We start from the raw sequence: 13,718 nt of genomic DNA on the forward strand, positions 1-13,718 counted from the left end.
TAGATGAAACGGCTCGCAGCAAAACGGGGTTTCACCCTGATCGAACTTCTGGTGGTCATTGCCATCATCGCTATTCTAATTGCCCTGCTCTTACCCGCAGTGCAACAGGCACGTGAAGCAGCACGCAGAAGTACCTGCAAAAACAATATGAAGCAGCTGGGCATCGCTTTACACAACTACCACGAAACACATCGTATTTTTCCGCAGATGCACGTTGAGTACGCGCGAAATACAGATTATGACCCACCTGGCGGAGAAAGCTTTCTCCCCTGGAGTGTCATGATTCTCCCCTTCATGGATCAGGCACCGCTTTATAACAAAATTAATATGAACGCGGCCTGGCGTGATTCGTCAAATTCGAATGCGGTCCTTCAGCCGACTCTTATCAAAACTCCAATTGCGACCTTCGCCTGCCCTTCGGATCCTGCAGATGGTTTGAATCCAAATATTGGTAACTATGGAAAATCAAACTATGTCGGTCCTTACTCATGTTATCGACTGCTCCCTGGTACCACGACAATTTCGGGAGTCACACCAGCCTGGGCTAATCACACTGCTCGAAACATGAAATCATTTCGTGATGGGTTGAGTAATGTGATTCTGCTTGGGGAAAGAACCACAGAGGGTGGGTACAATGGTGCGATCTGGGCAGGCGCGCATAACTCGCTCCATTCTTCAGCCGGTTATATCGGGAACTGGTATTACCACACTGCAGTGGTGCGTACCTTTCAAGGCTGGTCAACTAACTCAGACCAGGCCCTGTCTTCGTACTACATGATTAACGGCAAAAACAACACTGGTGGTGCTGCGAATGGTTGGGGACTGAGCAGTTCTCATGAGGGTGGCTGCCATTTCCTGTTAGGCGATGGTACGGTTCGCTTTATCAGTGAAAATATCAACGGCGATACCCTGATTTTCCTGTGTGGTATCAATGATAAAAACATTGTCGGTGAGTTTTAATTCAATCGGTAGAGTAAATGCTTTCGCTCGGTTTCATCTATCGGGTGGAACCGAGCCTTCAACTCACTGAAACAACCCATCTTTACTCGCATACGAAAACACCGGAACTCTTGAATACTAAGCAGGCAATAATTTACAGGATTATTTACCCGTATTCAATTATCTGACAGGGCAAGCTTCTAAGTTGTAACAGACATTGCTCCTGTTGTCTTCATCCATCAGATTTCAAGGCGTTATTGACCTGCCATTTCCGGGAGGACTGCTGCGCTAATCTGTTTTTCATTCTTTTGTTAAGAGCTTTCACCAGGATATACGACGTGGCCAGTTATCAACTAAATGATTATTCCCTCTCTCTAATTTCTTTATCTACCCGGAGAAGAACATGAAGCGACTCACATCCAAACGAGGCTTTACCCTGATCGAACTGCTGGTAGTCATCGCTATCATCGCCATTCTGATTGCACTTCTTCTGCCTGCAGTGCAACAGGCACGCGAAGCAGCAAGACGATCCACGTGTAAAAATAACCTGAAACAAATTGGTCTGGCACTGCACAACTACCACGACACTCACAAAACCTTCCCCATCGGGGCGAACCTTGCAGGAGGTTCGAGAAACTCTGACTATGACACCACACTTGCTTTAAACCATACAGCCTGGATTATGTTGCTGCCAAATCTGGACCAGGCCCCCCTCTACAATAAATTCAATCTCAACATTGCCACGAACGGCCATGCACGTACCTCTTATGGCTGGACTGGAGTAGAGGGCGGATGGCCTAACTCTAACAGTTCTCTGGTACAGACAATCCTGCCTGTACTGCTCTGTCCCTCTGATGAAGGCCAGACGGTTGAAACCCATTCTGATCCAGAATCCTATATTGCTAATCATGCCAGGACGAATTATCTGTTATGCGCCGGCGGGCATGGCAATGGATGGCCTAATGGAAGAATGTATTCTGTTTATCGCGAATCGACCAGTAATCTTTCGGACGGGCGGACCGGGATCCAATACCAGGGTATGTTTGGCTATAATGGGGCTGCCAAAATTAAGGCGATCACAGACGGACTGAGTAACTGTATTGCTGTCTGTGAAGGTGCTATTTTTGGCCGTACCAGTGATGCTTACACTCCCATCTGGGGAGGTCATCGACTATATGGTACTTTCGCTGTGAACCATCCCAATATTGATCCCACTCACAACAACAATACCCGCTATCATATTAACGGCGCACATTCTGCAACAAACCCTCGACACCATGTCGCCGTGGCCTCCAGTGTCCATGAAGGGGGCATTCACGTTCTGATGGGAGATGGCTCAGTTCAGTTCCTGAGTGAAAACATGGACCGCAATACCTATGCGCTACTGACACGCATTCATGATGCTCAACCCTTAGGCGAGTATTAATGTAAGACTCTCTTTGAGATTGAAACAGGTTTTCGCAAAAAGATTCATTAACCGTGATCATTAAATGGAGATTTTCATGATTGTTGTGAAGTGTCCCATAATATTTCTCTGGCTGTCAGGCATATTATTTCTGATTCCGATTTCAGGGTGTGGGGGTTCAGTAGATCCACCTCCTGACCAGGAAGTCCAAGTGGATATAGAGGCATCCGATGATCTGGCCCTGCCTCCCAACTGAAAATATTAAGCAGTCCGGACTCGAAAATAAGACTGCCCGCCAGGTGACAAGATGATGATGCTGTCGATTTCAGAATGAGACGAACGGCACGTCGCAAAGTCGAAGAGCGGCAGGATATAACATCCTGTCGCTCAATGTCACCTCTAAAATATTAATCCGAGCAGAGAGCTTCTGTGCACCGCAGTTTTCTACCAGGCCTCCAATATATATGAGACAGTAATTATGATTTATACTGTCACAAATCTTATGCACTTCTTGAACAAATCCAAGCATGGGTATCTTCATTGAAGCCGGGTTGCCCATCCGCAGTTCGTACTCCCCCACTCCGACTGACTCTTAAATTCCCTGCGCCAACCAGGAAAATCCATTTCGGGCGGCGATAATAGCATATGTTTCGTTGCCGAAAGAAGTCAGCTATTCCCAGATACGATAACTCAAGCGAAAATGTCCTTCCAACGGGATCACCAGATATTTGATTTTAATTCGTGGGTGATTACGTATGTAAAACTCACAGGAAGACTTAACAAATTGTTTCGGTATTTTAACATTGACAGTTTCAGGTCTCTTAGCAAATTATGTACTCATATTGCTTTAGACTCTGTCCACTTTTTCTGTAGCGTCTGCAGGTCGATTTGGATCGAGTATTATAGATCGAAAGATGCTATGATCAAAAGTGATGCGATCCAGCAGGTAGTTGATATCTGAAACGTATTGCCTATGCTGGTGAATCCGACGATCTGAGGCAGCTTTAGCGCGCTGTGGTGGTGTCAGGTCTGTTTCAACCTTATGTTGCTTAATTCCAGCGGGACAACTGGCTCATTAGGTATAATACTTGCTATTTATACAGTGTCTGGTCACCCTATGAGTTGCCAGGTGAGAAGTTCCGATTGAACAGATACAACAGATTATCCCTTGTGATGTGTAAATCATAATTTCAGATTCGAAGCGTGCTGAACAATTTGAAACGGAAGCCGGAATGCCAGTCAATAGACTGCGTCCAGTTTTACTGTCGCGTCTCCCGAGCCATTTCAACCGAGAATATTGGATTGAGAGACGCTACGGTCAAAAGTGATGTGATCTGTCGTTTTGGAAGAAGTTTACGATTGGATTCAAAGGTCTCAATCGGAAGTAAAACCGATTATCAACTGACCTTTTTTCAGATTTGTTTTTGAGAAAATACAATGAAGCTGTCAGTACTTATTCCCGCCTATAATGAAGAGCAGAACATAGGGAAATGTCTTGCCGAAATACAGTCTGTGCTCAAAAAAGAGCACATTCCGTATGAAATCATCGTGGTCAATGACAACAGCACCGATGGCACTGCGGACATTGTACTTGAAAAAATAAAAACGGATTCCGCCATTCACCTGGAAAACAGGACGCTTCCCAGCGGATTTGGACGTGCCATTCGCTCCGGACTTTCAGTCGTCCAGGGAGACGTTGTGATCATCTACATGGCAGACCAGTCTGATGACCCGAATAATCTGGTTGATTATTATCGAAAGATTGAGGAAGGCTATGATTGTGTTTTTGGATCACGGTTCATCCAGGGAAGTCATGTCGAAAATTATCCTCATTTTAAAAAGTTTGTAAACCGAATTGTGAATACGGTCATGAAATATATGTTCTGGACGCGATTCAACGATTTAACAAACGCTTTTAAAGCTTACCGTACTGAAGTGATTGAAGATTGTGGCCCCTATCATGCCAGTCATTTCAACATTACGTTAGAGATGTCACTGGGTGCTTTGATTCGAAAGTACAATATCGCAGAAATTCCGATTAACTGGTACGGCCGTACGTGGGGATGCTCCAATCTTCATCTTCGTGAAATGGGACGAAAATATCTCAGTACCTTACTGATGATGTTCTTTCAACGTGTTCTGATTGCCGATGACCTTCTGGCAGAGCGACTTGTGAGTAATACACAGAGCCGGAAGGCTCGCTCCAATTTAACTCAGCGGATTGAGGCATTAGAAAGCCAGGTCGACCATCTGAGGCATCAATTGAACAGGGATCTGGAAGAAGACTCTGTCAGGTAGACGCAGCGGTACGCTCTACCATCATTTTGATCCAGGTGTCACAAACACCAGAATCATTCAGCAAAAAATTATTAATGACCTGGAAACGAATCAGGTAGATACGGTGGTGTTGTGGGATCAAGAATTTACCAACGAACCAAATCAAAGTAGAGAATCGAGCGATGTGACTCTTCTCGATGATTATATCGATCAAAATTTTATACATACAAAGAAGATCGGCGAGTTTACACTCAAGCGTCGATAGCCTGATGTATCATTTCGATGACGGGAAAACACAGTGGCGCGAAGATTCCCTGCCACTCTGAAATCCACCGGGATAAGCCCGAAAGACACAGTTTTGACATAGTCGAGGTCATCAATAAAAAATGGTCGCTGCAAAACACAATATTTCAAGTGTTTGCAGCGACCATCAGATTGAATACGGAGAGGGGGAATTCTCTGACCGCTCATTTGTTGCCGGGCTTCCCATGCGTTTGAGACTTCAATAATAGACTTTATTTGCTGGTCGTCATTACATTTTATCAACTATCAATCCAGTTTAGTCAAAAGTGAATGCCACAAAGAGATTGTGGTGAGGGTAACGATCTGGATTGTTGATTTCTGATCAGCCAGTATGAAGAGATGCCACGCCTTTTCATCAGGTGTCGGGAAGGTAGGGGGATTTGGAAGACAATCTTAAATAGGGAAAGCTAAACTGGATCTATCTCAATCGTCTTTGTGCGGAAAATTGTGAATCAATGTCAGGTAAGTCTGATAGATCAATCAGCAGACGATCCTCCGTAAATATCAGTTCTGGTTGGGGCATGATAATTCTGTTTATCTTATGATATTATTAGATAAAGTATTTCTGTCATATTCTGTGGATTGACTGATGATGTAAGGATTATATTCACTCAGATAATCAGGAGACTCGGAATACATCTTCTTGGATTTTGATGATCATTGTGTTTCTCTTGATCACGTCGGAGAGGCGGGTGGCTTTCAGTTTCTTGATTTCATTCGTCGTGAAACCGCTAACTTCCTGATTCTCGTACCAGAATCGATCTCCGTTACGGAGCCGCAGAAACTGCTCTTTGATGATTGCTGAAAACAAAGGCCCTACAATCGCCCCTTTCACTGGAGCCTCACAAAGCCCTCCGATCCAGAGATCGATGTCGTTGACCTTGGAACCATATGCCTGCTGGAGTCGATTGAGTCGGCTTTCATCTTTGACAATGTTTGCCAACTCTTTGATGTTTTGAATATTTTTCAACCCGTAGTCTACTCGGCACTGGTTATAAGTGGGCAATCCATGATCGCGTCCACGCTGAATATTGAGAGCAGCCAGGTCCATCAGCATGCCTGGGTGACCGGGGGCATTCAGTACGCGGAATAGATTGGAGCGTACATCTTCAATGGTTTGAGCATTAATTTGTTCCATCCTAGTCTGGGCCAGACCTGCTAGAAATCCATCTATTCCCCGCCTTACTATCTGTTCCGGTTTCCAGAAAACCTGATCCAAGCGAATTGTCTGTGCATTTCCTCCGCACGGGCAGGCAATCAAGAGTTTCGAATGCAGCATATCATGACCGAGCCGATAGGCGGCTGTCGAAAATTCCGTTGCAATCGAAGCGTCAAGCGTATTGTCATAACCTCGATACGCAGGAATCGCCTTCGCCCCCAGAAGTGCGGGGAGAAACTCTTCAAATGTAATCACTTGTTCGAGTGCGGTGACATATCGACGAGCATGCTGGTAAATCGCTTCGTCACGTCCAAGAACCATGATTTCATGTGCAAGCTGAGTACTACGGTCACAGGCGAGTTCGTCACAAATGCGATTATGTTCACGGAGAAAAAGCGTATGTAGACAGGTTAAAACATTATGTTCATTCGCGCGAACATCGCCTGCCATGAAGAATTTACCAGGGGATTCGTTGGTGCGCAGGGGGCCCATGGCGTTAACGATGTGAGGAGTATTAAACGGCAGCATATCTCCGAATTTACCCTTCGTCATTTTGAGCCGACCGGTTCCGTCAAGCGAACGCAGGGCAATCGCTCGTTCCAAACTTGATCCAAAAACATTACTGGCATCAATGTAAGCAGATAAAACATTGACCTGCTGACGTGGCACACCTTTGACTCCGGTTCCCTCGGCGATGCGAGATCGACGAAAGGGAATAATCGAATTTGGCAACACGGGATCATCGGCAGGGACTTCGATGTTTGCTTCTTCAGGATCCTTCTTTCTGTTGCCAGCATCTTGCTTCTCAAACTCAAGTGATAGATCAATCTCGTGGTCCAGAAATTGCCCCCAGGCCCACATAAAGCTTGATAAGACAGGGTGCGGTTCCGGGAGAGGAAACTGTGGCGTACAGACAGAGTTACTGATTTTACGCGGGTTGGGGGCGACGCGTAGTTGTCCAATGCCATCCTTGTAATTCGGTTTCGTGCGATAACGCCTCAATGGTTCGCCCGACATGCCCCAGTTCGGATTAGCAAGATTATTGTTCGATCCATCAAAAGATCGGATTTCAATCATCTTGGGAGGGTCTTCGTTTTTAATACCGTAAATTTCGTGTTCGGGTACAGAGGTAGCCATCCGAATTACTTTCTATTTTTATGATCTTGAAATAGAAAATCATAGATTGAACAGGAAAAATCAAGCGACAGCCATCCCCTGTTTCAGGTGGTATCAAACCTGTAATAATTTCAGAACACAGGCAACGTCGAATTCCTCTTGAGTACGGTCATTCCCTAAGCTCTTTATTTCCCTGGTATAATGACTGTTTTACTGAGAGACTATTTCGTGGCAGATTTGAAAAGGCGTGCTAAGAACAGAACCGTAAATCAAACCAGTTGCATGTCAGAAAAAAGAAGGTCAGTCTGAATTTTCTAAAAATTATCGATCTGAGCTGATCAGAAATCTAATTCTTTTTCGGTATTGATGTTGTGGAAATATCGCTCACGAGGCGCGACCGGATATTCAGAATTTAAACTGCTGGAACCATGAAGCAGAGTCAGGGCGCTCACTTTTAAATTTTCAAGGAAGTTCTTGTTATTCCAATTTAAACATCACATAATATCCAGAATGTGAATAAATGTATAAAACCAAGGGCCCTGGGTATGATAAGCACACCTGATCAAAGACATGGATTTTCACTAATAGAACTTTTGGTCGCAATCTTTATCATCGCAATCTTAATTGCCTTGCTAATTCCAGCCATTCAGCAGGCACGCGAGGCAGCCAGGCGTGCCCAATGTAAAAATAATCTGAGGCAAGTGGGTCTGGCTCTGCAGAATTATCACAGTGACTTCCAGAAGTTTCCTCTGGGAGTCAGAAACCAGAATTTGGGATTTGGCTCCAGCTGGTGGGTTGGCTTGCTTCCCTACCTTGAATATGGAGCACTCTATGAGCTGTATGACCATAATATTGCCAGCTGTGGTTTCAACCCTCAGAATCCGGCTCTCATAGCAGATGTCAAGATGATGGTCATGCTGTGCCCTTCCAGTCCACTGAATGAGAGAGTCAACGGTGTTTTATTGCCGGGAGTTAATATGACGATGCCGCATTATGCCGGTATCTCTGGGGCGACAAATACCGGCACTGTCTCAGGAAGCAGGAATTCATTTTCAGACGATCTCTTTCCCGCTTCATCAAATTCCATGTGTTGTCTGCCTCACTTGGATGGCAGAGTTTCAGCTACAGGTGTGCTGGTTCCTAATCGAACTGTCACGATCCGAGATATCACAGATGGTACTTCTAATACGATTGTGGTGGGGGAGATTTCCAGTACTGTTGAAAAGTCGGGAGTGCAAATCCGCGTGGATGCGGGTAATCCCAGTGGCTGGGCCACGGGGACTGTGAATATCGGGACGCCGCCGCTGTTGCTGGGGCCCGGGGGTTTCACACCAGCTTTTCCTGTGTTTAATCTGACGACCGTCCGCTACCCCATTGGCACGAAGGACGGGGGATTGCCGGGAATTCATACTGACGGGGGGCCAAATAACCCACTGATTTCTGCCCACAGTGGAGGGGCTCAATGTCTGCTCACTGACGGCTCAGTACGTTTTCTGAGCGAAAATATGAATCTGGAGACTTTAAAGCTTCTATGTACCCGTAACGACGGGAAAGTGCTCGGAGAATTTTAACCAGTTAAGGAGTGAATCAGAAATCAAAACTGAAACCGGAATTGTCATTGAAGAGTACTCACTTATTTGTACAAACAATCTTGTGCATTCGCAAAATTCATGATGAAAAGGGCCAACTATGATGTATCGTTTTAAACTCACTTTTTCTATGGGAATCTGTTTCTTGTTCTTTTGCCTGGCAGGTGATGCAAATCAGAGTGTTGCCAAAGATAAGACAGAAGAACCCAAGTTAATAACCTGCGTGTGTAATCAGGTTCCCTTGGGACCTGCAGGAGAAAATCTCTTGGTTTGGATGGCTTATCGGTATCAATACGAATCAGACTGCTCTGCTGCCACTGCCGTTTCTGTAATTGAATTTGATGAAGCCGGGATTTATCCGGAGGTTTTATGTGGGGGACCTGGTCCTTGTGGTGGTTGCGCACCTAAACGAAAAAATGATCAGAAAAAAAAGACCACAGAGCCTGTTATCAGCCACTATATGCACCCCTTGCCTGCCCCAAAAGATGCAAGGCCCGATCTATTTCCTCCTCAAAGCGATATGAAATATGAAATTATTCGAACCCGATATATAATATTTGGAGATTCAAATGCACATATAGAAAAATACGCAAAGGTTTTTTTGCTTTGTGTCTCGAAGTCTGAGAATCCAACGGAACAGCCGGACGCGTTATATTTCTGGTATGGTTTTGAAGTTGACGGAAATAATGAGATGAACCCAATAAGACTGCCCTCTGATTCCTTCAAGAAAAGGGCTGACTATTATATGAATGATGGAGCTGGTGGCTGGAGTCAAGGAACATGCCGCGAATTTACATTTATCAACTACGGCGGAATGCAATTCCTGATTCGTTTTAAAGATGAAGGTGATCCAGAAGAAGGTGGTTCGGATCGCAAGGGACAGAAAGAAACAAAATAGTCAGTTTAGAATACCTGTCATCCTGAACAGCCCACAATACTTGACTGTTTAGTCATTTTTCTGTGGGTTGTTCTATTTGAGTTGTTAAGGAAGCCGGGCGTACAAGTCGAAATCCAATCTTAGCACTTCCCCCATATCGTATTGCAGTTTTGACTTTGTAAGAATCAGATTGATTTTTATTTAATTTATCACTTCCCTGATTGGGATGATCATCCCGGAATACAGCAAGCCCGATTAGATCGGATGTACGAAATTCTGGGTTCAACTCCAAAGCTGTACTGGAATTTTCAATTTGTTCCGGAGTTGCCAGCGAAGAGGTCCATTCTTTACCTGTATGGAGAAAATTCTGCAGTTCAGGATACAAGGGTAGCGAAGCGATAACATACTCATATTCATTGGCGGTCATTAAACGGGCGCCGGCTTCTTCAGCAAAATGAATGGCTACGTCCTGTCCCTTTGGATAATAAGGTTCGTCTGGAGGTGATTGAATCATCCCTGGTCGGATTTTCAGAAAGTCCCGATTTGTGAAGACTCTGGTTGAGACATAAAGATCTGGAATGGTAATCTGGTTCCCTTTGACCAAAACCATATCATCCAGAACGGTTTGTGATGGAATAATAATTTCAGGCCAATCGATCGTATCTGGGCCTGTATTTTGCCAGAACCGGTTTTTCGTACTCCCGATAGGAATTTCGGCTCCCCGGGGAGGCACCTTGCGAAACACGTGGTGAAAACGAGGCGTTCCTTCGAGAATCGCCACTACATAGTATTCTCCGGGAGCCAGGCGCAGTGTATTGGGGGTGGTGCCTTCCGCTTCATATTTGATGTTTGTATCAGGGGCACCGGTGATGGGATCGCGAGGGTAGACCAGGATACGTGCATCCGGAGGATCCGTATGGACGTTGACCTGCCATTTTCCGTCATCATGCATCACCAGCATGGCAGTCATACCACTCAGGAGAAGCAGGCAGATCAAAGTGCAGGCGACGCTCAATAATCGATTTCGTTTAACCCAGCGCCATAATTTTTCCTGCGGTGAAAGTCGACGTGCAGTGATTGGTTTGTCTTCGATGAATCGCTGCAAGTCGGCAGCAAGCTCACTGGCAGTGTTGTAGCGATCACCGACGAATTTGCTCATGGCTATCAGACAAATCGTCTCTAGATCACGGGGGACACTTGCATTCCATTTATGGGGGGGAACCGGTTCGGTATGCAGGATCTGCGATATCATCTGCTGGCTGGTGCTTCCCTTAAAGGGAACCCGATTTGCCAGGAATTCATATAAAATGATCCCCAGGGCATAGATATCACACCGACCATCGACCGAGGAGGCTTTGCCGTCAGCCTGTTCCGGGCTCATATATGAGAAGGTCCCCATGATGGCGCCAGCCACGGCAATCGTGGATTCGACATCACAGCGTTTGGCGAGTCCAAAATCAGTAATCCGAACCTGACCGTCCTCAGTTATCAGAACATTATTCGGTTTCAGGTCCCGATGAATGACTGATTCCTGGTGCGCGGCATGCAGCGCACTGGCCAGATCACGACAGATGGTTGCCGCTGCGATAAAATCGACTTCATGATGCCGCGTCCAGTCGCGCAAGGTCGAGCCCTGGATATACTCAGTTACCAGAATAGGAGACCCGTCTATTTCTTCAAAGTCATATATCGATACAATTCCCGGATGAGAAAGTCTGGCAGCAGAGCGGGCTTCCCGGAAAAAACGGTTTCTTTCCTGTTCTGACAGTGATTGATTTCGCGGGATTTTGACAGCGACGATCCGCTGCAGCTCTTCATCCCAGGCCTTCCAGACCACGCCAAAGGCACCTTGACCGACTATTTTCTCCAGACGATACCGGCCGATTCTGCGAATCTGCTGATGTGAGTCGGCCAACTGCGAGGAAAAATCCTGCAGGATCTCACTGTACTGGGGAAACCGAGACTGGTATTCATCCAGAGAGATCAGGTTGCCGTTTAGACTTCGATAATGAATATCCAACCTGATTAATTCGGCAAAGATGATCGACTGAGTTTTTCCGGCGGTTTCGTTGAGGTAACTCTCAATCTCGGGGGGGCGGCCCTGTTTCCAGGATGACTCAAAACTGTCACAGATACGGTCTACAGTAATGGCGACTGCTATAAGATCATCATCTGACGGATCATATGGGAAATTATTCATGACTCCATACTTTTCTTATCAGTCGTACTTTTCGAGTAACTGTTGCAGGGGAAATATCCAATAACTCACAGATTTCTTCATGAGTGTAACCCTGTATCTTATAAACCGCAATTTTCTTCAAAACATCATCAGAAAGTTTCTCTAAAGCGCGCTGATATTCTTCCTCCATAATCACGAAGTATTCTGGAGAATGATCTGTTGCTACAAATGCCTGAAAATGTTCGATTGAAGTCATTGAGATGGGCAATTTGCCGTTGACAGAGGTTCGTTTTTGGGCTGTTTCGCGACGGATGTGGTTCACAGCCTTTCTCTGGGTCATGGCAATCAATAACCACCATAATTCGTCTCGGTTCTGCACTGAGTCGAAACGGCCCTCTTGTGAGGCAGCCCACACGCTTTCGAAGACAGAAAGTACGATGTCTTCGGCATCCAGTGTGGCGGTCGGGAAAGTATTGACACGTATCTCTGCATAGCGAATCAATTTTTCATAGAACTCATCCCAGATTCCCTGGACAACTTCTTTCTGATCCTTACCCAGGGTAGCCAGCCAGTTTGAAACCGGAGTCTCTTCGTTTTTATCCATGTTTGATTTCTGATTTGAAATTGGAACAGAAAAAATGGCCCCTTCAGTATTCAGCATACCCAATTCCACCAGTATACCGTTTTGATAGAGAGTAATCTCTCTTGTTCTGTAAGAATTTAAGACGATTACCCTCAACTGTTTTTCCTGTTCTATACATGGAATATCTACACTTCAGGTTCGCGCGGCGGAGGTATGAATGACTCTCAAACTTGCAGAGAAAATATTGGTGAATCATGAAATGATTCGCACTGAAGCAAGCTGCCTCCCTGCTGAACTCATTCTAATCAGCAGGAATTTTCAAATTAAATGATCTCTCCTGGAATTATTTTGCGATTTGATATTGGAGAGATCATCTGGAAATGTCCATTGGTTTCCCTCTGGCTTCATAAGAAATTCTTAGCGTTGGCAAAGTAAGCCCTTAACGTTTTAGAGACAAATGAGCTGGATTACACATCATGTTGCACGTAATAGGGAGTAACTCTTATGTCCGCTGATTCGGGAGCATGTACTTCAGTTGCCAGAGGTGGTGTGGGAGAGTCAGGAGCATCCGCGTTGCTGATACATTCGATTAAGGGCCCCCATTCGAAAATGATTGTCCTGCGAAATGTTGAAAGCAGTTTATGCCCCAATACCTGGGCACTTGCAAGTTTGTTTGTTAACGGCACGCCTATGGCCTCTGGCAATATCTCGACCGAGGGCAGTTCGATTCAAGTTGAGGTATCCGCTGGAGGAAGTGTTGCCGCTCTGATTCAGGCTGTACCAAATTTCAATCGTGTTTCCTGCGTTCGTCTGGGAGAAGCTTCTATTGATCTTGAAGAATGCGATCTGGTTAGTCTGAGCCGAACGAACGAAACTCAAGCAGGCGTCATTTCGACAAGCAATATAGTGACTCGTGACTGGTATGCATGGAATAACACGATGCCACCCAAACCCGACCAGTTCCATCTTGTTGGTGAAGTGCAGGTTCCTAACCCTGGAGTCGATGTTGTGCTGCTTCCAAGAATACCTCAGGGGATTAACCCGAGGATTCTGCTGATGGAAATTCATCTTCATCAACGTCCTGGCATTTGGCCACAGTTCGTGGTTTGGAAACCGGTCAGTTACAGCAAAGTCAATGGTGACTACGATTCCGTTCGGGTTTTTCATGGTAATGATCTTGTTGTGGACACTCCGGTGGAAGTAGTGCAGTAGACGAGTACGGTGATGCATGTAAACGATACCAGTCTGAAGAGGCTGGTTCACGAATTGCGTTGTTTTCATCTGAGTGAGG

General features: G+C 45.6%; 9 protein-coding genes. 6 read left to right on the top strand and 3 right to left on the bottom strand.

Annotation, left to right across the window (positions count from 1 at the left end):
• Positions 1-3 precede the first annotated feature (3 nt).
• The 3 genes from GmarT_RS14995 (at position 4) to GmarT_RS15005 (ending at position 4,642) form a co-directional block, all read left to right on the top strand.
• Entirely contained in the window at positions 4-960 is a 957-nt protein-coding gene (locus GmarT_RS14995; protein ID WP_002643698.1) for a DUF1559 domain-containing protein, read from the top strand.
• Positions 961-1,342: 382 nt separating this feature from the next.
• On the top strand, positions 1,343-2,365 hold the full coding sequence (locus GmarT_RS15000; protein ID WP_002643697.1) for a DUF1559 domain-containing protein: 1,023 nt from the start codon (positions 1,343-1,345) through the stop codon (positions 2,363-2,365).
• Positions 2,366-3,781: 1,416 nt separating this feature from the next.
• Positions 3,782-4,642 carry a glycosyltransferase family 2 protein gene (locus tag GmarT_RS15005; RefSeq protein ID WP_002643695.1) on the top strand — a complete coding sequence of 287 codons (861 nt, stop codon included), beginning with the start codon at positions 3,782-3,784 and terminating at the stop codon, positions 4,640-4,642.
• A gap of 901 nt (positions 4,643-5,543) precedes the next feature.
• Here GmarT_RS15005 and GmarT_RS15010 read toward each other — a convergent pair.
• Entirely contained in the window at positions 5,544-7,220 is a 1,677-nt protein-coding gene (locus tag GmarT_RS15010) for a peroxidase family protein (protein WP_002643693.1), read from the bottom strand.
• Positions 7,221-7,744: 524 nt separating this feature from the next.
• Between GmarT_RS15010 and GmarT_RS15015 the strand changes: the two genes are divergently transcribed.
• Both GmarT_RS15015 and GmarT_RS15020 read left to right on the top strand, forming a co-directional pair.
• A complete protein-coding gene (locus GmarT_RS15015) occupies positions 7,745-8,770 on the top strand; it encodes a DUF1559 domain-containing protein (protein ID WP_044235946.1) in 1,026 nt (341 codons plus the stop codon).
• A gap of 118 nt (positions 8,771-8,888) precedes the next feature.
• Positions 8,889-9,686: a hypothetical protein gene (locus GmarT_RS15020; protein WP_002643691.1), complete on the top strand. Its 798-nt coding sequence runs from the start codon at positions 8,889-8,891 to the stop codon at positions 9,684-9,686.
• 52 nt (positions 9,687-9,738) lie between these two features.
• On the opposite strand, the gene GmarT_RS15025 is transcribed toward GmarT_RS15020, so the two are convergent.
• Both GmarT_RS15025 and GmarT_RS15030 read right to left on the bottom strand, forming a co-directional pair.
• Positions 9,739-11,865 (bottom strand): serine/threonine protein kinase, encoded by a 2,127-nt coding sequence (locus GmarT_RS15025; RefSeq protein ID WP_149302928.1) that lies wholly within the window; start codon positions 11,863-11,865, stop codon positions 9,739-9,741.
• On the bottom strand, positions 11,858-12,448 hold the full coding sequence (locus GmarT_RS15030) for an ECF-type sigma factor (protein WP_154932972.1): 591 nt from the start codon (positions 12,446-12,448) through the stop codon (positions 11,858-11,860). Before GmarT_RS15030 ends, GmarT_RS15025 begins: the two co-directional genes overlap by 8 nt.
• A 483-nt stretch (positions 12,449-12,931) precedes the next feature.
• On the opposite strand from GmarT_RS15030, the gene GmarT_RS15035 reads away from it, so the two are divergent.
• A complete protein-coding gene (locus GmarT_RS15035; RefSeq protein WP_149302932.1) occupies positions 12,932-13,639 on the top strand; it encodes a hypothetical protein in 708 nt (235 codons plus the stop codon).
• The last annotated feature ends 79 nt before the right edge of the window (positions 13,640-13,718 follow it).

The sequence above is a fragment of the Gimesia maris genome (assembly GCF_008298035.1).
Lineage (GTDB): Bacteria > Planctomycetota > Planctomycetia > Planctomycetales > Planctomycetaceae > Gimesia > Gimesia maris.

What these genes read in the sequence shown, in the direction of transcription:
- GmarT_RS14995 (WP_002643698.1), top strand. Translation starts at nt 4, where the DNA reads ATGAAACGGCTCGCAGCAAAACGGGGTTTCACCCTGATCGAACTTCTG.
- GmarT_RS15000 (WP_002643697.1), top strand. Translation starts at nt 1,343, where the DNA reads ATGAAGCGACTCACATCCAAACGAGGCTTTACCCTGATCGAACTGCTG.
- GmarT_RS15005 (WP_002643695.1), top strand. Translation starts at nt 3,782, where the DNA reads ATGAAGCTGTCAGTACTTATTCCCGCCTATAATGAAGAGCAGAACATA.
- GmarT_RS15010 (WP_002643693.1), bottom strand. Translation starts at nt 7,220, where the DNA reads ATGGCTACCTCTGTACCCGAACACGAAATTTACGGTATTAAAAACGAA.
- GmarT_RS15015 (WP_044235946.1), top strand. Translation starts at nt 7,745, where the DNA reads ATGATAAGCACACCTGATCAAAGACATGGATTTTCACTAATAGAACTT.
- GmarT_RS15020 (WP_002643691.1), top strand. Translation starts at nt 8,889, where the DNA reads ATGATGTATCGTTTTAAACTCACTTTTTCTATGGGAATCTGTTTCTTG.
- GmarT_RS15025 (WP_149302928.1), bottom strand. Translation starts at nt 11,865, where the DNA reads ATGAATAATTTCCCATATGATCCGTCAGATGATGATCTTATAGCAGTC.
- GmarT_RS15030 (WP_154932972.1), bottom strand. Translation starts at nt 12,448, where the DNA reads ATGGATAAAAACGAAGAGACTCCGGTTTCAAACTGGCTGGCTACCCTG.
- GmarT_RS15035 (WP_149302932.1), top strand. Translation starts at nt 12,932, where the DNA reads ATGTCCGCTGATTCGGGAGCATGTACTTCAGTTGCCAGAGGTGGTGTG.